The sequence below is a fragment of the Limosilactobacillus fastidiosus genome (assembly GCF_014145505.1).
Lineage (GTDB): Bacteria > Bacillota > Bacilli > Lactobacillales > Lactobacillaceae > Limosilactobacillus > Limosilactobacillus fastidiosus.
This window is the reverse complement of sequence record NZ_JACIUZ010000020.1, coordinates 1-23,114: the sequence shown is the minus strand read 5'-3', so window position 1 is coordinate 23,114 and position 23,114 is coordinate 1. Positions and strand designations below refer to the sequence as shown.

The 23,114-nt window shown below is 37.9% G+C and carries 19 protein-coding genes; 15 read left to right on the top strand and 4 right to left on the bottom strand.

The window, feature by feature from the left end; genetic code table 11:
• Positions 1 to 125: 125 nt before the first annotated feature.
• The 3 genes from H5R64_RS02190 (at position 126) to H5R64_RS02180 (ending at position 6,929) form a co-directional block, all read left to right on the top strand.
• The gene (locus tag H5R64_RS02190) at positions 126 to 3,041 is read left to right on the top strand and encodes an LTA synthase family protein (RefSeq protein ID WP_182582660.1); all 2,916 of its coding nucleotides are present in this window, start codon (positions 126 to 128) and stop codon (positions 3,039 to 3,041) included.
• A gap of 115 nt (positions 3,042 to 3,156) precedes the next feature.
• Complete coding sequence (locus H5R64_RS02185) at positions 3,157 to 4,734, top strand: peptide chain release factor 3 (protein WP_182582658.1); 1,578 nt, start codon at positions 3,157 to 3,159, stop codon at positions 4,732 to 4,734.
• Positions 4,735 to 4,832: 98 nt separating this feature from the next.
• The gene (locus H5R64_RS02180; protein ID WP_182582656.1) at positions 4,833 to 6,929 is read left to right on the top strand and encodes an SEC10/PgrA surface exclusion domain-containing protein; all 2,097 of its coding nucleotides are present in this window, start codon (positions 4,833 to 4,835) and stop codon (positions 6,927 to 6,929) included.
• 115 nt (positions 6,930 to 7,044) lie between these two features.
• Here H5R64_RS02180 and H5R64_RS02175 read toward each other — a convergent pair whose 3' ends face one another.
• On the bottom strand, positions 7,045 to 7,590 hold the full coding sequence (locus H5R64_RS02175) for a hypothetical protein (protein ID WP_182582654.1): 546 nt from the start codon (positions 7,588 to 7,590) through the stop codon (positions 7,045 to 7,047).
• Positions 7,591 to 7,900: 310 nt separating this feature from the next.
• Here H5R64_RS02175 and H5R64_RS02170 point away from each other — a divergent pair, with 310 nt between their 5' ends.
• From H5R64_RS02170 to H5R64_RS02150, 5 genes are all read left to right on the top strand, one after another.
• Positions 7,901 to 9,028 (top strand): AI-2E family transporter, encoded by a 1,128-nt coding sequence (locus tag H5R64_RS02170; protein ID WP_182582652.1) that lies wholly within the window; start codon positions 7,901 to 7,903, stop codon positions 9,026 to 9,028.
• Between the two features lie 153 nt (positions 9,029 to 9,181).
• Entirely contained in the window at positions 9,182 to 9,565 is a 384-nt protein-coding gene (locus H5R64_RS02165) for a GntR family transcriptional regulator (RefSeq protein WP_182582650.1), read from the top strand.
• The gene (locus H5R64_RS02160; protein ID WP_182580088.1) at positions 9,543 to 10,415 is read left to right on the top strand and encodes an ATP-binding cassette domain-containing protein; all 873 of its coding nucleotides are present in this window, start codon (positions 9,543 to 9,545) and stop codon (positions 10,413 to 10,415) included. The genes H5R64_RS02165 and H5R64_RS02160 overlap by 23 nt, the downstream gene beginning before the upstream one ends.
• Positions 10,408 to 11,115, top strand: a complete 708-nt coding sequence (locus H5R64_RS02155; protein WP_182582648.1) for a hypothetical protein — start codon at positions 10,408 to 10,410, stop codon at positions 11,113 to 11,115. The genes H5R64_RS02160 and H5R64_RS02155 overlap by 8 nt, the downstream gene beginning before the upstream one ends.
• 202 nt (positions 11,116 to 11,317) lie before the next feature.
• Positions 11,318 to 12,391 carry a hypothetical protein gene (locus tag H5R64_RS02150; protein ID WP_182580091.1) on the top strand — a complete coding sequence of 358 codons (1,074 nt, stop codon included), beginning with the start codon at positions 11,318 to 11,320 and terminating at the stop codon, positions 12,389 to 12,391.
• A 298-nt stretch (positions 12,392 to 12,689) separates the two neighbouring features.
• Here the strand turns inward: H5R64_RS02150 and proC are convergent, their stop codons facing one another.
• The 3 genes from proC to H5R64_RS02135 all read right to left on the bottom strand — a co-directional run bounded on the left by proC (position 12,690) and on the right by H5R64_RS02135 (position 16,518).
• Positions 12,690 to 13,472, bottom strand: a complete 783-nt coding sequence (gene proC / locus H5R64_RS02145) for a pyrroline-5-carboxylate reductase (RefSeq protein ID WP_182580093.1) — start codon at positions 13,470 to 13,472, stop codon at positions 12,690 to 12,692.
• A complete protein-coding gene (locus H5R64_RS02140; protein ID WP_182580095.1) occupies positions 13,465 to 14,187 on the bottom strand; it encodes a MucBP domain-containing protein in 723 nt (240 codons plus the stop codon). Before H5R64_RS02140 ends, proC begins: the two co-directional genes overlap by 8 nt.
• A 126-nt stretch (positions 14,188 to 14,313) precedes the next feature.
• Complete coding sequence (locus H5R64_RS02135; protein WP_182580097.1) at positions 14,314 to 16,518, bottom strand: ATP-dependent Clp protease ATP-binding subunit; 2,205 nt, start codon at positions 16,516 to 16,518, stop codon at positions 14,314 to 14,316.
• A gap of 237 nt (positions 16,519 to 16,755) precedes the next feature.
• Between H5R64_RS02135 and H5R64_RS02130 the strand changes: the two genes are divergently transcribed.
• The 7 genes from H5R64_RS02130 (at position 16,756) to H5R64_RS02100 (ending at position 22,797) form a co-directional block, all read left to right on the top strand.
• A complete protein-coding gene (locus H5R64_RS02130) occupies positions 16,756 to 16,941 on the top strand; it encodes a hypothetical protein (RefSeq protein ID WP_182580099.1) in 186 nt (61 codons plus the stop codon).
• 116 nt (positions 16,942 to 17,057) lie between these two features.
• Entirely contained in the window at positions 17,058 to 17,324 is a 267-nt protein-coding gene (locus H5R64_RS02125) for a phosphocarrier protein HPr (RefSeq protein WP_003716808.1), read from the top strand.
• Positions 17,324 to 19,054 carry a phosphoenolpyruvate--protein phosphotransferase gene (gene ptsP, locus H5R64_RS02120; RefSeq protein WP_182582646.1) on the top strand — a complete coding sequence of 577 codons (1,731 nt, stop codon included), beginning with the start codon at positions 17,324 to 17,326 and terminating at the stop codon, positions 19,052 to 19,054. The genes H5R64_RS02125 and ptsP overlap by 1 nt, the downstream gene beginning before the upstream one ends.
• A 155-nt stretch (positions 19,055 to 19,209) precedes the next feature.
• Positions 19,210 to 20,427 carry a glycosyltransferase family 4 protein gene (locus H5R64_RS02115; protein ID WP_182580103.1) on the top strand — a complete coding sequence of 406 codons (1,218 nt, stop codon included), beginning with the start codon at positions 19,210 to 19,212 and terminating at the stop codon, positions 20,425 to 20,427.
• A 3-nt stretch (positions 20,428 to 20,430) separates the two neighbouring features.
• Positions 20,431 to 21,456 (top strand): glycosyltransferase family 4 protein, encoded by a 1,026-nt coding sequence (locus H5R64_RS02110; protein WP_182580104.1) that lies wholly within the window; start codon positions 20,431 to 20,433, stop codon positions 21,454 to 21,456.
• A complete protein-coding gene (locus tag H5R64_RS02105) occupies positions 21,456 to 22,475 on the top strand; it encodes a lysylphosphatidylglycerol synthase transmembrane domain-containing protein (protein WP_182580105.1) in 1,020 nt (339 codons plus the stop codon). The genes H5R64_RS02110 and H5R64_RS02105 overlap by 1 nt, the downstream gene beginning before the upstream one ends.
• A 73-nt stretch (positions 22,476 to 22,548) precedes the next feature.
• Positions 22,549 to 22,797 carry a YkuJ family protein gene (locus H5R64_RS02100; protein ID WP_182582644.1) on the top strand — a complete coding sequence of 83 codons (249 nt, stop codon included), beginning with the start codon at positions 22,549 to 22,551 and terminating at the stop codon, positions 22,795 to 22,797.
• Positions 22,798 to 23,114: the final 317 nt, after the last annotated feature.

Genomic DNA, 23,114 nt, shown 5'->3' with positions numbered 1-23,114 from the left:
TGGATCAGAACGATTAAGTTTGTTCTGATCTTTTTTCATTGTATTAAGATAATAAAGAATTAAAAATTAGATATGGTATCATGGAAAAAGTCTGAATTCTATTTTTTATTTAGAAAGGGTAAGCAATGAAAAAGATAAGAAGTAATACTTTATTGTTCCTTGTTCTTCTATGGACAGGATTTTCACAAATATATTGGCAATTAGGACCACACATTGCTGATTATAATAATCAAAGTCTTCATACAAGTGCATACTTGATTGTTAAAGGTTTTACTGTACTCGGACCCGATATTTTGATGCTGATACTTGGGTACTATATTTCTAAACGGCAGCATAAAGAATCGTTCATAATTAAAGTATGGCTTAACACGTTAGGCCTTGGAGTTTTAGTTAGTACAATTGTTGCAATGAGTAGTAACCAGTTAGCTAAGGTGACGATTTTTGGATCTAACTTTTTAGATTCGTTATTTCCAATTATCCGGAATAGCTATCCGTTAATTTTTGGTTCGCTTTTAGGATTATTACTGGTTACGCTCACTAAACAATTAGATTTATTTTGGCAAAGACGAATAACTATTGGTACTTGGACTTTAATTGCAATCCCGTTCTTTAATTACCCAAATAATTGGGGATGGTCAGGAAATTTTCTTGTAATTTTCTATGCACTAGTATTCGTTCTTGGTTCGCAGATTAATCTAGCAAGTAAACCGTTAGTTGGTTATGGATTAATAGCTTTAGTAATTAATGTATTGTTACAAGGATTAATGCCAACTTTTAGTATTAGTGGTGGAACAATCGAACGGTATAGTGAACCTACTAATGTTTTAAACGTGTTTGTTGCATATGTAATTGGTTCATTAATGATTAGGAGCGTAAAGCATTTTAATTGGCGAATGTTGTTCTCATTCCTAGTCTTAATAGAGAGTAGTGGGCTGATTGCACGCTTACTATTACCGTTGAAGATTGGCAATCAATGTTCATCATTTAAGGTAGCAATTTATACGGTTGTCGCCTTGGTAGTTGCCATGGTTATTGCTGAATTATGGAGCTTAATTACTTGTTTGACTGTCTTTAGAAATATTAATCAGCTAATTAATCACTTTACTGCGAGTGATATGAACAATCAATTCTTAATTATAAAGGATGGATTGAAAAAACGGCTTCCAAATATTTTCCTATTCGGTTTAAGCTATATTATTGCTGCTTGTTCGATGCTTTTAATGAATAATGGCTTTACTGTTAGTCCTAATGTTGATGCAACATATAATATTTTTGCCTATACATTTGGTACTCGGGAACTTCTTATTCTGTTCACAACATTCCTAATTTTTCTTACGGCTAAGTTTATCCAAGCTCTGACTAAGCGTTATTGGGTAAGCTTAATGCTGATTGTCCTTATTAATGCCATAATCGTAGTAGCTAATCGTGAGAAGATAGCTGCACGGAACGAACCTATCTTGCCGTCTGATTTACTGATGGTTTCAGTTGCTAAAGAACTTTTTGGAATGGTTAGTTCTAGTGTTTGGACTATTGCAGTGGCCGTATTAATTTTATTGATTATCTTAACGATTTGGTTAGAAAAGAAGTATCCGGTTAAAGAAAAATGGGGAGTAAAGAAACGAGTACTTTTTATATTTCTTGCGCCGTTACTCTTTGCTACTAGTCTTTTCTGGAATCATCAGGGAACGCCTTTGAGTAACTTCATGCATTCAATTGATGACCAATCAATGTTTTACAATCAATTAAGTGGCGCTCGAATTAATGGCCCCGTAATTCAATTTATGAATAATATTGATGTGACTGTAATGGAAAAACCAGCTGGCTATTCGGAAAAGGCAATGAACAACCTTGTAAGGAAGTACCATTTACGGGCAAATGAGATTAACCAAACAAGAATTAATGATTTGAGTAAGCAGAGTATTATTTTTAACTTAAGTGAAAGCTTTGCTAATCCACAACGAGTACCAGGGGTGAAGTTGAAAAATAATCCAGTTCCGTACATTACCAAAATGATGAAGGATAATACTGGTGGGATAATGATTAGTTCAGGTTTTGGTGGTGGAACCGCAAATATGGAATACATGACCTTAACTGGCTTTAGCTTAAGTAATTTTTCTCCAACATTACCAACACCGTATACTCAATTGGTAACAAACCTTAAGAAGAATCCTTCAATTGTTGAACAATTCAAATCAGCAGTTGCAATTCACCCGTATAATGGGGTCTTTTATAACCGGATCAGTGTATATGAAAAGTTTGGCTTTGATAAATTCCTTTACCTTGGTTCAAAATACCCGATTCGTCACCAGAAGAAGATTGATCGAAATCCATATTTATCTGATGAAACTTCCTATCGAAACGTTTTAGATCAATTAAATAAAAAGCAAGGTGGTCAATTTATTAACCTAGTTACCATGCAAAACCATTTTCCGTATGATCAGAATTACTACAATGAAATTCAGCGCTATAATGCGATTCGAGTTTCTGATGGTACAAACATTGGTTCTGTAAATGATTTCTCAACGGGAATTCATTACACGGATAAGGCAGTAGAGCAATTTATTAAAAAAATTGACCAAATTCAAAAACCAATTACAATTGTTTTCTATGGTGATCATTTACCAGGAATATACCAAAACAGTATGGCGAAAGACGGGGTAAAGTTACACGAAACCGATTATTTTATTTATTCGAATCTCTATGCTCGTCAACATGGTGCTAAAAATTTTTATACTGATACTAAATATGTCAGTCCTAATGACTTTATTGCAATGGTTGCTAAGCAAACTAACGCTAAAGTTAATTGGTACCAGGCATTATTAACGGATGTGTATGAGAAGTTGCCAGCAATGGGTGTGGGGCTTCAGTCAAGCTCAAACGTTAATTCCTACAATAATAGTACCCAATTTGTTAACCAAGATGGAAAGTTAGTAAGTGAAAACCAATTAAGTAAAAAGCAAAAACAATTGCTATATGATTATCGGCTAGTTCAATATGATGTAACGGCTGGTAAACATTATGTTTCAAACCAAATGAAATAATTAGAAGAGCTGAGGATGATCAGCTCTTTTTCATTACCGTTGTAACTCCATTCAGAATATATTAAACTAATAAGGATATTGCGCAAAATTAAATAAAGAAAGGAAAATAAAATTAATGTCACCAAAACAACTTGCTGAAGCAGTTAATAAGCGGCGGACATTCGCCATTATTTCTCACCCGGACGCGGGTAAAACGACCATTACTGAACAACTTTTACTTTTTGGTGGAGTTGTTCGGGAAGCCGGAACAGTTAAGGCGCGGAAAACTGGTAATTTTGCTAAGTCTGACTGGATGGAAATTGAAAAGAAGCGGGGGATCTCTGTTACTTCTTCCGTAATGCAATTTGATTTCCAAGGTAAGCGGATTAACATCCTTGATACACCAGGACACGAAGATTTCTCTGAAGATACCTACCGGACATTGATGGCAGTGGACTCTGCTGTAATGGTGATTGATTCTGCTAAGGGGATCGAACCACAAACTAAGAAGCTTTTCCAAATCTGTAAGATGCGGGGAATTCCGATCTTCACTTTCATGAACAAGTTTGACCGAGATGCTCGAGAACCATTAGATCTCTTGAATGAAGTTGAAGATACATTAGGTATCGAAACTTACCCAATTAACTGGCCAATTGGATCTGGTCGGCAATTTAAAGGAATTTACGATCGCTTTAATCGGCGAGTAGCTTTGACCCACCCTGAAGATCCGGAAAATCCATACTTGCCACTCGATGAAGATGGAAATGTTAAGGGAGATAACCCGCTTGAGGGTGATGGCGAATGGCAAGATGCTCTTGATGGGATGGAGTTAGTTGATATTGCCGGAAACCAACTTGACCGAGAAAAGATCGCTGCCGGTGACCAAACTCCGGTCTTCTTTGGATCAGCTTTAACTAATTTTGGAGTACAGACTTTCTTGGAGACTTACCTAAAGTTTGCTTCAGCGCCAAGTGCCCACCATACAGAAAATGATGGTGATGTTAAGCCACTTGATCCTGAATTTTCTGGCTTTGTCTTTAAGATTCAGGCAAATATGAACCCTCGTCACCGTGACCGGATTGCTTTTGTACGGATTTGCTCTGGCGAATTTGATCGGGGGATGGACGTTACTTTGGAACGTACGAAGAAACCAATTCGTTTATCCAACGTGACTGAATTTATGGCTGATACTCGGGAGAACGTTGAGAATGCCGTTGCTGGGGATATTATTGGGCTATATGATACTGGTAACTTCCAAATTGGTGACTCAATTTATACTGGTAAAAAAGACATTAAGTTTGAAAAGCTTCCGCAATTTACTCCTGAACTGTTTATGCGGGTAACAGCAAAGAACGTGATGAAGCAAAAGTCCTTCCATAAGGGGATCAATCAATTGGTCCAAGAAGGGGCAGTTCAATTATTCCGTTCTTACACTTCTGGTGATTACATTCTTGGTGCCGTTGGTCAACTTCAATTTGAAGTGTTCAAGTTCCGGATGCAGAATGAATATAACTCTGAAGTGGTGATGGAACCAATGGGGAACAAGACTGCTCGGTGGATTGATCCCGATCAACTTGATGAAAAGATGTCTTCATCACGAAATATCTTGGTTAAGGATATTCATGATCAGCCATTATTCCTATTTGAAAACCAATTTGCGGAGAATTGGTTTAAGCAAAAGTATCCGGATGTGAAGTTAACAAGTAAGTTGTAAATAGATTTTAATGATGATGTGAAGAATAATTCACTATTCTTACGTTATACTATTTGTATTGATACTCTATAGGTCTTAATCAGGGAGGTACACATAGGGTGAAAAAACAAATAATTAATGCAACGGCATTAATGACTGCAACTACTATTGTTGGAATTGGATTAGCATTAAATAAAGTCCAGGCAGATTCAACAACTGTTACTGATAGTAATGCTAATATTGCGGTTACTAGCCAGCCAGTTCTAACACCAGCCAATTCTAATAACAATGTTGAACTGTACTCGGATAATTTAGTACAGGTAAAGGCAACTCAAACCATTAATTTCCCTAGTGGATATACGTTAGATGCCATTAAAAATATTCCTGATGATGAATCTTCAGCAGCAAAAGTTGCCTCAGAACAGTTACAAAAGACAACTATTCAGGGAATGTACGATAATGACTATCAATCAGATCCTCAAGCTGCTCAAGAAAAAGTGGATATTCGTAATTTAACTGATAATCAAGTACGTGAGATTAATAATTATGGATTAAGTATTGTTAATAAAGCACGAGCTGAATTTGGTAAGCAACCATTTACTCAAACTAATGGAACGATTAACACAACTCGTAACATGGCATTGGAATACCAGACTAAGAATGAGTCGTTAATGACCGGTTCTTGGCATGATACGGGAATTATTGGCTTTAATGGTGAAAACATTGCTGCTTTTCAGATTTATGATGATAATATTCCAGAGTTTAATTCAATTGCCCGGCCATTCGCAACGGCTAAAGGAATAGAATTAGTTGATAATGACCGGATTCCGTTATTTAAAGTCACTACAATGGATGATCTTCGGGCGATGGTATTTTATGGGATCACGGGAATGCTCTTTAATGATGCTGATGATTACTTTGGGCACGCAAAAAATTTTCTCACAATTGATCAGCCAATTACAACAATGGGATTATATCCTTCATTATTAAGAACCCGAAGCGGTAATGGAAGCATCAACGGAAGGAACGTAAACTTCTGGGTAGAAAATGTTGATATGCACTATTTGTGGGTAACAGGTTCAGATAGCTCTGGTACATTGAGCAATATTGGGGTAATTCAAGGTAACTGGGATACTAGTGATAATGGGAATTATGCCTGGTTGGATAATGTTAGTACGAATAATGACGGTCAATTAGCTATTAGTGGCTGGCATGCAACTAATTTATCCAATGGACGAAACTATCACTACATTATTGTTCTTGATCAAAATAACCACGAAATTGCCCGGACATTAGTTGAGCCTGTTAGTCGTCCGGATGTCTTGAAGGCTCATGGTGTCTACAATGCCAACAATTCTGGCTTCAGCACTGAGATTAATTTAGGTGATAAGTTAGCCAATACTGACTATGTTCGAGTGATTAGCCGTTATAGCAGTTCGGCTGACGGTAATAGTGACTATGTGGATTATTGGTTTAATCCTGTAAAAATTGACCAGAATAATTATGCTTGTTTGGATAGTACACATGTAGAAAATGGTAAATTGCAATTTGCTGGTTGGCACGCTACTAATCAATCTGCAAGTCGTAAGTATCATTATATTATTTTGATCGATCGCTCTAATGGGAGTAGAGAAATTGCCCGTCAACTCGTAACTGATAATAGTCGTCCAGATGTTGCAAAGGTATATCCTAACATTAATGGTGCGGCTAAGTCTGGATTTAAGGTTGGTTTTGACTTAAATAAGCTTAATCTCAATCGTGAACTTCAAATTATTAGTCGTTATACCGATGATCCAGCAGGCAACGGAAATTACATTGATTATTGGTTCTCGCCGATAACCGGTAACTATTCTAATCAGGGGTATTTGGATCACTTTGCTGTCAATAACTCTGGTCAAGTAGTAGCTAGTGGGTGGCATGCAAATGATATTACTAAGTTTGAACAGAATCATTTTATTATTTTGTATGATTTAACTAGTAATAAGCAGGTAGCAGTTATGAAGGCAAGTAATGTTACAAGAAATGATGTTGCTAGAGTTTATCCTACTGTAAAAACAGCAGCAAATTCTGGCTTTAGTGTAAAGTTTGACTTGCCGATGAATGCCATTGTGAGTGGTCATAAATATGTAATTGTTAGTCGCTATTCAACTAATGATCAAGGAAATGGTGATCAGGGACAGTATACTGATTACTGGTATGACCCAAAATATTTATGATATTATATAGTAGTACGGGATTTTATAATAATATTTCTTACTAAAAAACGGGAAGTAATCACATTAATAGATTACTTCCCGTTTTTCTTAGAGTGCTATTTCATACACTTTTCATTTATTCGTTATGACTTACCGTAACACCACTTGGCAAAGCACCTGACCAATCCTTGTATTGAACTTGTGAGCTTCCCTTAGTAGTGTAACGATCCATTCCGTCACTATCTACATTATGGGTAACACCTTGGGAATCAGTCCAAGTTGCAACATCTCCTAAGCCAAGTTGAACAGACTTCTGTTCTTTAACACTACTTGAAGAAGTAGTAGCTTTAGCTGGAGCAGTAACCTGCTGATTGTTACTAGTATTATTAGTTATCTTTGCAGCAGAGGGTGTAGTTGTTACGTTTTTAGCGGAACTAGTACTACTACTACTTGAAGATGCAACTTTAGTACTTGTAGTATGGCTGTTAGTAGTTGCCGCATTCTTAGTGCTGGTAGAAGCAGTTTTTTCACTCTTTTTGTGACTTTCCTTAATGACTTGTGAACTTGATACTTCATGAGTTTTGTGTGATGTAGTAGTTGAATCACTAACGGCACAACCACCAAGACCTAAAGCAAGTAAAACGATAAGTGAACTGTCTAAAACCTTTTTATTCATCTTCATTGTAATAGCACTCCTTCCGGCAACGTTATTGTAACGTTGTTGTTTTCTTTCAATTCAATATATATTGTAACATAGTTGAAATATTAATGTAAATATTTAGCAACTTAGATGGCCATTTTTACAACTTATGTAACAAAACATAATAAAAGCGTAATAATTAATACTTAATGAACAAAAATTATCACTCTGAATTTCTACCAATTCCTTTTTCTCATTTACAATTAAATTGTCTTAGTGTATCGTAGAAGAGAAGTACATGGCACCTAATCTTAGTAGCTAGGTGCCTTTTATATTGCAAAGGAAATTTATTATGAATAAAGAGAAATTTTATCATTGGCTATTTTGGCCGGTCGTATTATTGACAATTGCAACGTTGATTTTTGTTTGTACAAAAATCCAGTTTATTTTTAAACCGTTCTGGACATTCCTCTCCGTAGTCTTTGTTCCATTGCTGTTATCTGGATTCCTGTACTATATGTTAAATCCGATCTTAAATTTGATTATGAAAGTTAAGATTGGGAAATTTCATATGAATCGGGGAGTGGCTAGTTTATTAATTGTTGTAATTCTAATATTGATTATTGCTTGGGGAATTTCCGCATTGATTCCGCCAGTAGTAAAAGAAATTAGTCAATTAGTAAACCACTTGCCACAAACAGTTAGTGGTTTGCAAAAACTTATGAACAATACGATTAAGAATTCGCCATTAAAACGTGTCGATTTGAATGCCTATTACCGTCAATTTGATCATCAATTAGCCGCCTATGCCCAGAAGATTCTTAAGGGACTCTCTGAACGAGTTGGGGATATCATTGGTATGATTACTAATATTACAGTCGTTACTATTACTGTTCCGGTAATGCTTTTCTATATGTTAAAAGATGGTTCAAAATTGGCTCCGGCAATTCAAAAGTGGCTTTCACCACACCATGCTAAGGAAGTTAACCAACTCCTCGGCAAGATGAACAATACCTTATCCTCATACATTGCTGGGCAAGTAATTGAGTGTCTTTTTGTTGGTATTTTTACTTCTGTCGGCTACTTGCTTATTCATGAACCATTGGCACTTGTTCTGGGGATCGTTGCTGGATTGTGCAATATCATCCCTTACGTTGGTCCGTATATTGGGATTGCACCAGCACTTTTTGTGTCCTTGACGATGGCACCGGATAAACTAATTTGGGTTATTGTTGTTGTTCTGGTGGTTCAACAGATTGATGGTAATATTATTTATCCAAACATCATCGGCAAGACGCTTAAAATTCACCCGTTAACGATCATTGTTCTGTTGCTGGCTGCGGGTCATATTGCCGGAATTGGGGGAATGATTCTTTGCATTCCATTCTATGCAATCTTAAAGACCGTGGTTGAATATATGTTTGATATTTATCGAATTGAACATCCAGTGAGGGATGATGAAAAGGATGTTAAGGCTTAAATAGCTTAAAAAATCTCTGCTTCTTTATTTGAAGGAAGTAGAGATTTTTTGATCAATAAATTTTCCCCTCTTGCAATTTTACCTCTTTTTATATATAGTTAGTTGCATAAGTGGTTAACCATATAACTAGTTGGATGCTAAGGAGCTGATCGATTGCAATTTCATTTTAACGAGTCGACACCGTTATACCAACAGATCGCAACTCAACTGGAAGAAATGATTTTTACTGGTGGGTTTGATGAGGAGAGTCAGATTCCCTCAACTACCCAGCTTTCACAACAACTTCATATTAATCCAGCAACAGTTCTTAAAGGAATGAATATCCTGGTGAATGAGGGATTAATTGAGAAACACCGTGGGCGAGGAATGTTTGTACGAACGGGAGCACGACAAAAAATTATGGAACAACGAAAAGAAAGTTTTTACAGAGATTACGTAAAAGCCCTTCTTGTAGAAGCACATAAATTAGGAATTAATAAGCAACATTTGATTGAATTGATTGAACGGGGGGAGCATGATGGAACAATTAAAGATTAGTCAGGTAACCAAAAAGTTTGGTCGTCATCTGATTTTAGATGACGTTTCATTTACTTTGGAACCAGCGAAGATCTATGGCCTATTAGGGCGGAATGGTGCTGGAAAATCAACTTTACTGAACATCATCAGTAACCGGATTTTCCCAACAGCTGGCTCAGTAAAACTTGACGATCAGGAAGTTAATACTGACCAAACACTTGGGAAAATTTTCCTCATTGGAGAAGATAACCTTTACTATAAGCAAGTAAAGATTAATCAGATGTTTGACTTGGCCGATGCAGCTTATGGCAACTTTGATTATAAGAATGCTGAGCGAATGTTAAAGCGCTTTTCTCTTGAGGGGACCCATAAATTTACGAAGTTATCGACGGGACAAAAAACGGCAGCGAAGGTCACTTTGGCATTAAACGTTAGTGCTGACTATATTTTCTTGGATGAGCCCGTTCTTGGGTTAGATGCGAATTATCGGGAAGTTTTCTACCAAGAACTAATTAAATCATATCAGGCCAGACCACGAACAATTGTCCTTTCTACTCACTTAATTGATGAAATTCAACGTTTAATTGAGCATGTGATTCTGATTAATAATCAGCAGGTACTTGTGGATACGGATGTTGAAGAATTATTAAGGAAGGCTTATGAAATTTCAGGTCCGGTAAAACTAGTTGACCAGTATACTGAAGGGTTAAATGTTCTTTCGACAGAGGATTTAGGAAATATTCGAACGGCCCATGTATTTGACAAATTACCAGAAGGTCGGGTAATCCCGGATCAAGTTCAAATTGGCCATACTGACTTACAGCACTTGTTTATTTACTTGACGAATGAGGGAGGGGATAAAAATGATTAGTCATGAACAAAAATTAGTAATTACTAATGTTTTTCGCCGCCTTGGTTGGGCACTGGCGATCGCAACCACGTGGATTGTTGGTTTTAAATTAGGCGATTACCTGATTGAACTATTAATTAACCATCGCTTTGATTCTTTTCTGGTCAACTTACAGGAAATTCCAGGAACGCTAATTTTTATTTTTAACTTAATTTTAGGGCTTTACTTTCTAATTAGTGCTTATGGGGACTTTAAGTGGACAATCCAAAATGGTATTTCACGGAAGACACTTTGGTGGGGCAGGCTTACTGCACTCTTATTAGCTAGTTGTGGAATTTGGATTATTGATGAATTACTTAGCATATTAGATCACCCAATTACAGGATGGCAGTCGATGGGAACTCAATTATTAATTCTTTTGACAGGTGTGTTAACCCTCCAGATGATCGGGAATGGTTTTGGTTTGCTTAACCGGACTTGGAAGTGGATTGTCGGTATTGGGTTGCCGATCCTCTTTATTCTCCTATTAATGCTTTTAATTCAGGCAACAATCGGTTTGAACATTGGCTACCAATATAATGCGTGGTTTGGACCGGATAGTATTTTGTTGGCGATTTTATCTTCTTCAGCAACTTGGTGGGTTGTTTGGGGAATCTATATTATTATCGTAGTGGTCCTTTCAAAGTTCTTCAATGATCGGATGCAATTGCGGAGAGATTAAATTTAAGTGGTAAATAATACATAAATAGAGCAGGTTGTTTAGAATGATCTGTTCTATTTTTTATAATTAATTTAATTGAGCAGATGTTATCATTTGCGTTTACCTGTAGCTAAAGGTTAAGATAAAGACGTATAAGTAGTGGTGAATAATCTACCAGTTGATAATTGTTCATTTATAAAAAATGAGGAATGGAGTGTTGAACGTGGTTAATAAGCAATTAATCGAGAAATTATCTATTGTTGGTCTAGCATTATTATTAGCTGGCTGCGGTGCACAGTCAGCTAATTCTAATTCTGCCTCTAGTTCATCAGGCAGCTCAGCAATTACCAATAACCAGAAAGTTAATCTTGATTCGACAAATATGCCACCAGAAGAGGTTAGTAGCTTAGTAACGATTTATAGTAGTAAGAAGTACGGTGGTGACTGGGCTAAGGCTGCTCATGGTGCAGAAAGTAACGGCTTGCGAACTAATCTTTATGATACGAGTGACTACCGCCTTGATAATCCAGGTGCAACCGGTGAAGATGGGTCTGGGATCCTTTATAATGCTGGTCCGGAAAAGAATTCTGCTGATGTTGCTTACACATTGAATCAAGATGGTAGTATTAATATCTATGAGAATGTTAAGAAGGGTGAAAAAGCGAAAAAGCTTGGAACCGTTAGTCAAAATGACATGGTTTACTATATTAACCAGCATAACCAAGCAAGTCAGGTTCAAAATTTAACCAAAAAGAGTAAGGTCTACGATGAACGTTCAGGCCGGAATAATGCAGCTAACCATGAATTCGGTCGTCAAGCAGTCTTCACTACGCCGAAGTCCATGCGTGGTGTATGGTATTCTGACGATGGAAATCAAGAAACGGTTCTTACCATTCGTGAACATACGATTACTGTTTCAACTAACAATAATTCAACTAAGTCTTGGTTGTACAAGCAATATCCTGACTTTCTTTCAAGTCCTGATGCACAGAATAAGACAGTTCAAGCCCAAACCCAGACTTGGCAAAGCGCAAAGTATGTTGACGCCCATAACAAGAATTGGTTAAATATCCGTGGCTGGTGTGATACGCAAAACAAGGGTCAATTCTACCTTTTGCATCATGAGAAGATTAATGGTAAGGAGACAACCGTATTAGTTTCTGCTAACGGTGATAAAGTAACTACTGATAATGTCTTCTATACCAATCAATCAACCGCTCAAAAGCAAGCTAACCACCATTATGCCGATCTTGATTATCCCCAAAGCCCCGAAGGCGAAGATGAGGTAAATAATTAAAGAGTGTCTTCGCCCCAAAGAGTTCTCGGAAGGCTAGCAATTTCTCCTGACGAAGGCGTCGTGCGCCTAGGAAGGAGGTTGCTAGCTCTAGGAAACTCGGGCGAAGCACGTTTAGACTATGTTGCCGAGAACTATTAGCTCGAGGAAAGTTAGGTAAGCAGTTCTTGACTCAGTTGCATTAGAACTAACTCGGGCAAAGCAATGTTTTGACTTAATAAAAAATTAAAATAAGGCCACTAACTAGTTAATTTATAGCTAATTAGTGACCTTATTTTAATTTAAATGGCAGAAAGCTGTCTTATTTTCCTGCCGCTTTATTAATTGCGTCGATTACTGCATACCGGAATTTATTCTTTTCGAGAGCGACTACACCTTTAATAGTTGTACCAGCAGGGGAGGTAACTTGATCGCGGAGTTCAGCAGGAAGCATTGCGGAATCAAAGGCTAATTTACCTGTCCCCTTAATCATACTTGAAATTAAGCGGTAAGCAGTTTGGCGGCCCATCCCGTTTTCTACGGCACCGTCACTCATGGCATCCATGAAGACGTCCACGAATGCTGGACCACAACCGCCAATTACACCAACAATGCCCAGCTGTTCTTCACTGACGGGGATGACATCTCCCAGTAATTCGAGAAAGTCAATAATATCATTTTTCTGTTGGTCACTAATATCTTGGGGGAGGGTAAGACCAATTGTTCCAGCATTGACAGCAACTGGGGTATTCGGAATCATTACGGCAACCGTTGCATTAACAATTTCGGCTTGTAATTTATTAAGAGGAACTCCTGCCGCTGCGGAAATAACTGTTGTAGAAGCAGGAAGTTGGCTTAATTCTTGGGCAATTTTTAGAGTGATTGGGGCTGGAGTAGTAAGGATAACAAAGTCTGGTCTGGCTTTAACAATATCTTTATTATTATTAACAACGGTAAAACCAAGTTTTTCTCCTAGTTCAGTTACGCGAAGATTATCTGGATTTTCACCGATAATTCTAAATTGCTTTGATTTGACTAGGCCCTTGATGATAGCAGAACCCATGCTACCAACCCCAACAACTGCGATTGTTTGCTGATTAGTCATCGTCCTGATCCTCCAATTTAACATAGTTACTGGTGATAAATTTACCGTTGCCGACTTTATACCAGGTGATTTCGCCATTGTCACTCATTTTACCAGTAATGATAATTTCTTGACCGTCCTTGAGTTCATCGACCTTATCCCCGTACGGTCGTTCGAAAACATCAACGGATCGATTAGGGAGGTAGTCGATAGTGGCTTTAGTTTTTTTGATTGGAATGACTGACATATTATCGACTAGCTTTGATTGAAAAGCTTTATCTTCAGTTTTAAAGGGATTATCAACCGTCGTCATGTGATCGTACTTGAGCCATTGATCACTCCCAATTTCATACCAGAATTCCCCAGACTTCGTAGCTACTCGATGAAAAGCTTTTAATACAACATCTTCAGGAAATGGGGTGCCAACTTGCATCCCGTTTGGCATATCATAAACAGGGGTGACAGCGTCAAGGTGGAGGTACATCTCAATTGCTTCAACCTCACCCCAATTTTCGTTTCGGTAATAGAGGTGAACGCTATGCGGTTTATTATCAAATGTGCCAGTTAAGTCCCCTTCACTTTTCAGGAAGCGGTAACTATCAAATTGCTTTTTTTCCACAGAATATTCTTCGCCCATGAATCCCCGTAAGAGTTGGGGAACAATTAGATTTTCACCAGTATCAATATTTGTGTAGTAAACCCAAATTGGATTACCCGTTTTGAATTTTTCTTCCATAATTAGTTTCACCCCGTCAGCTGTGTTTATTAACATTTATTATAGCATTAATGGAGTTAAGACCATTAGGTTAATAATATAAAAAGGACTAAGAAAGTAATAAACTTTCTTAGTCCTTTAGATTAGTTATTTACTGACTTTTTCAGGAACGGTAGCTTCAACAACGGTAATGTTACCATCATTGTCTAACTTAGCGGCAAGGTTATGTGCATCGCTATGATCAAGAACATAATCAGCAATTCGATCTTCGATTTGTTCTTGAATAACACGACGAAGCGGACGAGCCCCCATCTTTGGGTCATAACCCAAGTCAACTAGCTTCTCATCAACATCATTTGGAACAATGATTGATAAGTCACGATCAGCTAACATCTTGTTAACGTCAGAAATCATCAGGTTAACAATCTTCATTAAGTCATCTTTACTCAGGGCATTGAATTGGACGATATCGTCAAAACGGTTTAAGAATTCTGGCTTAAAGTAGTTTGTTAGTTTATCAACGATTGAATGAGTACTGCCGTCTGATTCAGCACCGAAACCAACGCTTGCTTGGACGTCACCAGTACCAGCATTTGAAGTCATGATGATGATTGTATCCTTGAAACTAACTGTCCGTCCTTGTGAATCGGTTAATCGACCGTCATCAAGAATTTGTAGGAACATGTGCATTACATCTGGGTGAGCTTTTTCAACTTCATCTAGCAGGATCAAACTATATGGGTGACGCCGAACTTGTTCAGTTAATTGTCCGGCTTCTTCATAACCAACGTAACCTGGAGCGGCACCGATTAACTTGGAAGTAGACGTCTTGTCCATGTATTCCGACATGTCAAACCGGATCATAGCATCTTTAGAACCAAACAGTTGTTGAGCAAGTTGCTTAGCCGTTTCAGTCTTCCCAACACCAGTAGGACCAACAAAGAGGAAACTTCCAATTGGTCGACCAGATTTGTTTAACCCAATCCGGTTTCGCCGAATTGCTCGGGCAATCTTATCAACAGCTTCTTTTTGACCGATAACGTGTTCGTCAAGCTTCTTGTCAAGATCCCGGAGTTGATTTTCCTCTTGTTCTTGAAGATCGCCAACAGGGATGTTTGTCTTTTCTTCGACAATTTCTTGCATGTCCTTGACGGTTACCGTTGCAGAATCTTCAGTATGATTTTCTTCAGCTTCTTTCTTGGCCCTTTCAAGCTTACTTACTTGATCACGGTAGAAGGCTGCCTTTTCATAATCCTGATTATCTGCAGCTTGTTGCTTGTGGGCTTCTGCAGTATGGATTTCGTTTTCGATAGTGTTTGGATCAACGTTCTTTAACGTTAAGTTTTTCCGTGACCCAGCTTCGTCCATTAAATCGATTGCCTTGTCAGGCAAGAACCGTTCTTGGATGTACCGATCGGAAAGTTTTGCAGCAGCAATAATTGCGTCATCAGTGTACTTAACGTGGTGGTAATCTTGATAACGACCCTTAATTCCGTTAAGAATCCGAATTGTTTCTTCAACTGATGGTTCATTAACTTCCACTGGTTGGAACCGCCGTGCAAGGGCAGCATCCTTTTCGATCTTCCGATATTCGTTTAAGGTTGTTGCACCAAGAAGTTGAAAATCACCACGAGCAAGTGCTGGCTTTAAGACGTTTCCAGCGTCCATTCCACCTTCAGCATTACCTGCTCCCATAATTTCATGAATTTCATCGATGAAGAGGATGATATTCTTGTTCTTCCGTACTTCTTCCATTAATTGTTGCATCCGTTTTTCAAATTGTCCCCGAATTCCAGTTCCTTGGACTAGAGAAACAACATCAAGACGGATAATTTCCTTATTAGCAAGCTTTTCTGGCACTTCACCAGACACGATAGCAGTCGCTAATCCCTCAACAACAGCAGTCTTCCCCACACCAGCTTCACCAATTAAAACTGGGTTATTCTTTGTCCGCCGGTTAAGGATTTCGATTACCCGCTTAATTTCGCCGTCACGACCAATTACGGGATCAATCTTTCCTTGGCGGGCAAGATCAGTTAAGTTGATCCCGTATTGACCAAGAATTCCCTTGCCGCGGCCTCCATTACCGCCTTGCCGTTGGGCCTGACTATTAAATGCTGCACCATTACCAGCAGCTTGTTGACTTTGCATATTGTTTAGAGCGTTCATGAAGTCTTCGAGGCTTCCAAAACCGAAATTATTCATTCCGTTACCTCCATTCATCATATTTGTTTGCATATTTTGTAATTTTTGATAACAATTTTGACATAAATCGAGTTGAACCCGTTGACCATTAAGGTTCATTTGTAAATGGATCGTTGCAGGGTTTTGATGACAATTTTGACAAAGCATCGCGATAAAAAACCTCCTTATTACTAACAGATCCGGATATTAAAAAAGTTTATAATCTTTTTGACCTTTCTTGACCATTAATTTTAATTATACTTACTTTTTGTTTGACTGCAAGTTAAATGATTCGTTTTTAAGAAAAATTAGTTAAACTTTCTATTAAATTTTAGCACTCTCATAAGATGAATGCTAAAATAAGAACGGTGAAAAAAGTCAGATATCATTTGATGAGGTGGTTAAATGACAGAAAGAGATTATCAACAAGAACTTGAAGATTTACGTTCGGGAAAAATTAACCAATTTGATATTACTCCTGAAGAATTCCAGCTGTTTCAGCCGGTTTTTCATGCTTATCAATACCGAACGCAAATCGAAGCAGAGGCTCATCGTGGGGGAACGCTTACATATCGATTAAAAAAGCGATAATCAATCGTTGAGAGAACTTGTAATTAAAGTTTACAATTGTTAAAATAATAACAATGAAATTATCAGGGCATAGCTACTGACAATTTGTTAATATGCTCGAAGGAGAATGATTAATTATGGAAAAACGTGATTTTACAATTACTTCTGAAACAGGTATTCACGCTCGTCCAGCAACTATCCTGGTTCAAGCAGCTTCTAAGTATAATTCTGATGTTACCCTTTCTTACGAAGGTAAGAGTGTTAACTTGAAGTCCATCATGGGTGTTATGTCACTTGGCGTTGGGCAAAATGCTTCAGTTACTATTACTGCTAAGGGTGACGACGAAAAGGAAGCTTTGGATGCTGTTGCTGAAACAATGAAGAAGGAAGGCTTAACAGACTAATGTCCGTACTCTTAAATGGTTTAGCAGCGAGCAACGGTATTGCAATTGCTCCTGCTTATCTATTAGTGGGACCGGATTTATCTGTTAACCAACAATATTCAGTCAATGAGAATCATGAGGTCGAACGGCTTCATGATTCTTTTGCTTTAACGCTGAATGAAGTACAAGCAATTCACCAACATGCTCATGTAACATTGGGGAAAAGGGCAGCGGCGGTTGTCGATGACCAGTTGGCAATTTTAAGAGATCGATCCCTTCATGCTGAAATAATTGAAAAGATTAATCAAGAGCATTTTACTGCAGAGTGGGCGATAAAAAAGACTGCAGATGATCGACTTAAGGTGTTAGAGAAGATGAACGATAATGATTATCTATCGTCAAGGGCGACAGCGATTAAGGATGTTACTAAACGGATTCTTGGTCATTTGATGGGAGTTAAGCTTCCTGATCCAACCCAACTAGATCACCGGGCAATTTTTGTTGCTCAAAATATAACTCCAACTGATACTGCTCAATTTGATCGTCGCTTTGTTGCTGGACTAGTAACTAATGAAGGCGGTCGGACATCTCATTTTACTATTATGAGTAAGACTTTAGCGCTCCCTGCAGTTGTTGGTACTCAAAATGCAACTAAAGTAATTAATAATGGTGATTTACTGATTGTTGATGGAATTCACGGTAAGGTAATCGTCCGGCCATCAACAGAGGAAGTTGATCATTACCAACGACTGGCAGCCCAATTTACGCGTGAACAAAATGAATGGGGCGCACTAAAGGATGAACAAACGGTTAGCACGGATGGTCGTCACTTTAAAGTAGTGGCTAACGTTGGGACACTTGCTGAAATTGTTGATGCCCGTCAAAATGGTGCTGAGGGGATTGGTCTTGTCCGCAGTGAGTTCCTTTATGCAAGAGATGAGCATTTTCCTAGTGAGGATGGGCAAACTAAAGCCTACAAACAATTTCTAACCGAAATGCCGGGCCAACGGGTCGTTATTCGGACCTTGGATATTGGCGGTGATAAAAAGCTAGGAAGTTTGAATTTGCCCCAAGAGAATAATCCTTTCTTGGGTTTTCGGGCAATCCGAATTGGACTAGCTAGGCCTGAAGTTTTGCGCCCACAACTTCGTGCACTTCTTCGGTCTTCTGTCTATGGTCAATTAGCGATTATGTTTCCAATGATTGCAACAATTGAAGAATTCCGTCAGGCACGACAAATTCTGGATGAAGAACGACAACGATTAATAGAGCAGGGCGTTTCAGTAGCTGATGATATTGAAGTGGGAATGATGCTTGAAATCCCCTCAAGTGCTGTAATGGCGGACGCTTTTGCCCGTGAAGTGGATTTCTTTAGTATTGGTAGCAATGATTTAATTCAATATTTATTTGCCGCTGACCGAGGAAATTCCCAGGTTGCCTATCTTTATCAAGAATTGCATCCAGCTGTTTTACGTTTGGTTAAGCAAGTTATTGATGCTGCCCATGCGGAAGGAAAGTGGGTAAGTATGTGTGGTGAAATGGCAGGTAACCCACTAGCAACACCATTATTAATGGCGATGGGACTCGATGAATTCTCAATGAATAGTAGTAATATTTTGCATATTCGTTCTCTAATCAACCAGCTTAATACCCGCCAATTACAGCCATTAGTGCATAAAGCAATTAATGCTGCAACAGCTTCAGAAGTTGAGCAAATGATTCGTCAAGAAGTTCCACAAGTCCGCAAATAATTCTTAAGTGACTTTAATATTTTCGGAAATAACTTGTTCCAGGTAGCTGATCAGTCTACAATTGTTAAGATGCTATTTTGCGGATCGTTAGATGCTTTTGTATAATGATCATGCATTTATGTTGAAATGAGATTAAATAAAAAGGAGCAGTTGGCTTGAAGATTGGTCTTTTTACAGATACATATTTTCCTCAAGTAAGTGGGGTTGCGACGTCAATTAAGACGCTCCGTGATGAACTGATTGCCCAGGGACATCAGGTCTATATCTTTACTACTACGGATCCGAAGGCAAAACACGATGACGAAGAGAACGGAATCTATCGTTTTCCAAGTATTCCGTTTGTTTCATTTACTGATCGTCGAATTGCCGTCAGGGGAGCTTTTCGTGCTATTAAAATTGCGGAGAAACTCCAACTTGATGTTGTTCATAATCAGACTGAATTTTCATTAGGAGTAATGGGGAAGGTCGTTGCACGTCATCTTAATATTCCGTGTCTTCATACCTATCACACGATGTACCAGGATTACCTTCACTATATTGCAAATGGTCATATCCTAAAGCCGAAAGATGTGGGTAAGTTAGCTCATCTTTACCTTCACAATATTTCGGGGGTAGTAGCGCCGAGTGAGCGGGTGTTAGAAACAATGCGTGCTTATAAGGTTGATGCGCCAATTCGGATTATTCCCACTGGGATTAATTTACGAGTATATAGTCAACGTGACTCTATAGAGGCGAAGAACAAATTGCGTGCTGAATGGGGATATCAGCCCGATACACCATTACTCTTGTCATTAAGTCGGCTTGCATTTGAAAAAAACATCCATACATTAATTGAAGCAATGCCGGATATCTTAGCGAAAAAGCCGGATGCACAGCTATTAATTGTGGGGGATGGTCCCGCAAGAGATACTTTGGAACGACAAGTTCGTCACCTCCATTTAACGGATCATATTCAGTTTGCGGGACAGATATCTAATGACGATGTACATCATTATTATCAAATGGCGGATGTCTTTGTTTCTGCTTCTGATTCAGAGTCACAGGGATTAACATATGATGAAGCCCTAGCATCTGATTTGCCAATTGTTGTAATGCGGAGTGTTTATACTGATGAATTGATTGATGATCCAGCGATTGGGGTTAGTTTTCAAAAGCAGATCGATCTCGTTAATGGGGTCCTTCACTACCTCAATACTCCACGTTCACCAGAAGAACAGGATAAGCGGGATGAAAAACTTCATGAAATTTCAGCTGAAGTATTTGCACAGCGAATTTTAAAATTCTATCGGGATTGTCAGGCAACAATGACTAAAGAACAAGCTGAACAACAAAAGGGTACGTTTCGGAAACTTTTTCATCGATCAAGGAGTTAAGTAATGTTAAAAATTACCATGTTTTCGTCTGCCGATAAGGTTGCCGGGCAAGGAGTCGGTAGTGCTTACTTGGAATTAATTCATCTTTTAAAAACGCGCTTTGCCGACCGATTTGACATTGAAATTAACCAATACCGGAAAAGTCAGATCAGTCACTATCACACGATTGATCTGCCATTTTATTTATCTACTTTTTCAAAAAAGCGGGGACGAAAAATTGGTTATGTTCATTTCCTTCCCGAAACCTTAGAAGGAAGTTTGAAAATTCCGCAACCGTTTCGTGGAATTTTTTATCGGTATGTAATTGCTTTTTATAAACGGATGGATCACCTTGTTGTAGTTAATCCGTCCTTTATTGATAAATTGGTTGCTTACGGTATTCCTCGTGATCACGTTACCTATATTCCAAACTTTGTTGATTCTGATAATTTTTTTCAGGTTGATGAGTCAACGCGGAAGAAGTACCGAAAAAAGTATCATTTACCTGAGGATAAGTTTGTTGTTTTCGGAAGCGGCCAGGTTCAAGAGCGAAAAGGAGTTCCAGATTTCATTAAATTAGCTAAACAGAATCCGGATATTCAATTTGTATGGGCTGGTGGCTTTTCATTTGGGCGATTAACTGATGGTTATAGTGAATTAAAAAAAGTAGTTGCTAATCCACCAGCTAATTTACTCTTTACGGGAATCGTTAGTCGAAAACAAATTGCAGAATTAAATAATGCAGCAGATCTGTTTCTGTTGCCGTCGTTTAATGAACTATTTCCTATGTCCGTACTGGAGGCGTTTAGTTGTGGGACGCCTGTAATGCTCCGTGATCTTGATTTGTATCATTCAATTATTGATGGTGACTACGAACCGGCAAGGGATGTGGGGGAAATGCAAACTAAATTGGTAGAGCTTATCCATAATCACAAGCAACTCCAAAATTTACAAAAGCAGGCTGTCGCAGCTTCTAAGCGGTACTCGAAAGATCACCTTGCAAAAGTTTGGGATCGTTTTTACCGTCAACAAGCGAAGGAGGCCAATTAATGAGTCGACGTAATTGGGGAGTACTATGTATAATGCTCCTAATTGGCGCTGGGATTTTTATCTATGCTTTACGAGATATTAATCTCCGTGTTCTTGTCCAAGAGTTTAATACGATTAACTGGGGATGGATGCTTGTTGCGGTTATTTGTATTTGTCTTTACCTCGGCTTAGAGGGAGTTGTGGTAAAGATTTTTATGAAAGATCGCTACCCTGATTTTACCTGGAAGGATTCGCTTCGGTTGCCCTTAATCGAGCAACTTTTTAATGGGATTACTCCATTTTCTACTGGTGGGCAACCTGCTCAATTAGTAGCTATGATTCAATCGGGAGTAGATGGGGGAATTGCGAGTTCAGTTCTCTTGATGAAATTTGTTGTTTTTCAAGCAATGATTGTAGTTAATTTTTTGTTATCCTTGCTAATTGGTTTTCACTATATTGAAGAGAAACTTCATGCATTAGCATTGTTAGTCGTTTTTGGTTTTGCAATTCACCTTGCTGTTATTGTCGGACTATTAATGGTAATGTATTGGTATCACTTTACAAAAAAAATAACTAATTTAGTTATCAAGCCGCTAGCATTGTTTATGAAAGCTGAGCGGTATGAAAAAATGAAATTGCTACTAAATGAGAAGATCGATTCTTTCTATCAGGAAAGTTTAAAAATAAAAAAAGAGTATGGTAAGTTAGTAAAAGTTTGTTTTGTGACAATTACTCAACTTTTTTTCTATTATGTTATTCCGTATTTTATTTTACTTTCTTTAGGGGTACACCATATTAATTTCATTATGGTTGTTAGTCTGCATGTGTTGATCTTTATGGTGATTTCACTATTTCCAATCCCGGGCGGAGCGGGTGGTGCAGAATATAGTTTTTCTGTTTTATTTGCTAGCTTTGTTAATTCAAATATCAAATTAGTCTTAGCAATGCTTCTTTGGCGACTCTTAACATATTACTTTGGGATGTTTGCTGGGATAATTGCATTAATTGTTAAACCAAATCGTGTTCAACATCATGAATAAATTAAGGGTAACTGCATGACAGACTTTGTCATGCAGTTATTCTTTAATAATAAATAAAAGGAGAAGAGGAATATTGAAATCGTCAAACCTAGAAAAGATTATTAAACGACTTCAAGCAATGACAATAGATGAAACGAGTGGTCGACAGAAAAGAATGTTTGGACAATTTGGAATACCGCTTTGTGATGTTACGTATATTTGTTCAAGCGATGAATTTGTTTTTATTCGTTACCGGCCACATGAACGCTTTCGCTTTGATGATATCGATTTGGTTGCGATTGAAGTTTTTAACTGTTTATATGATTTTAAACATACTTTTTAAATTTCCTATTGACGTAAGCTAAAGAACAATGTATATTAGTTACCGTTGTCTGTGAGACAATAAATTAATTATAAATAATATATTGACATCTTTTTGAAGCTATGATATATTGTTTAAGCTGCTTATTTGATGTAGCAATTCAAATTCGATTTAATAAAATAATTTGAAATTAACTGTTGACATCAAAATGAGCAAGTGTTATAATAATTAACGTTGCTTGGCTGCTTAGCTAAGCAAGTAGACCTTTGAAAACTGAACAAAGTTTCGACGAATCAAATGTGTAGGGTCTTCAATCATTACGATTTGAAGCAAAAACA

Bases quoted from the DNA above. Each gene is read 5' to 3' on its own strand.
- H5R64_RS02190 (WP_182582660.1), top strand. From the start codon at position 126: ATGAAAAAGATAAGAAGTAATACTTTATTGTTCCTTGTTCTTCTATGG.
- H5R64_RS02185 (WP_182582658.1), top strand. From the start codon at position 3,157: ATGTCACCAAAACAACTTGCTGAAGCAGTTAATAAGCGGCGGACATTC.
- H5R64_RS02175 (WP_182582654.1), bottom strand. From the start codon at position 7,590: ATGAAGATGAATAAAAAGGTTTTAGACAGTTCACTTATCGTTTTACTT.
- H5R64_RS02170 (WP_182582652.1), top strand. From the start codon at position 7,901: ATGAATAAAGAGAAATTTTATCATTGGCTATTTTGGCCGGTCGTATTA.
- H5R64_RS02160 (WP_182580088.1), top strand. From the start codon at position 9,543: ATGATGGAACAATTAAAGATTAGTCAGGTAACCAAAAAGTTTGGTCGT.
- H5R64_RS02155 (WP_182582648.1), top strand. From the start codon at position 10,408: ATGATTAGTCATGAACAAAAATTAGTAATTACTAATGTTTTTCGCCGC.
- proC (WP_182580093.1), bottom strand. From the start codon at position 13,472: ATGACTAATCAGCAAACAATCGCAGTTGTTGGGGTTGGTAGCATGGGT.
- H5R64_RS02140 (WP_182580095.1), bottom strand. From the start codon at position 14,187: ATGGAAGAAAAATTCAAAACGGGTAATCCAATTTGGGTTTACTACACA.
- H5R64_RS02135 (WP_182580097.1), bottom strand. From the start codon at position 16,518: ATGCTTTGTCAAAATTGTCATCAAAACCCTGCAACGATCCATTTACAA.
- H5R64_RS02130 (WP_182580099.1), top strand. From the start codon at position 16,756: ATGACAGAAAGAGATTATCAACAAGAACTTGAAGATTTACGTTCGGGA.
- H5R64_RS02125 (WP_003716808.1), top strand. From the start codon at position 17,058: ATGGAAAAACGTGATTTTACAATTACTTCTGAAACAGGTATTCACGCT.
- ptsP (WP_182582646.1), top strand. From the start codon at position 17,324: ATGTCCGTACTCTTAAATGGTTTAGCAGCGAGCAACGGTATTGCAATT.
- H5R64_RS02110 (WP_182580104.1), top strand. From the start codon at position 20,431: ATGTTAAAAATTACCATGTTTTCGTCTGCCGATAAGGTTGCCGGGCAA.
- H5R64_RS02105 (WP_182580105.1), top strand. From the start codon at position 21,456: ATGAGTCGACGTAATTGGGGAGTACTATGTATAATGCTCCTAATTGGC.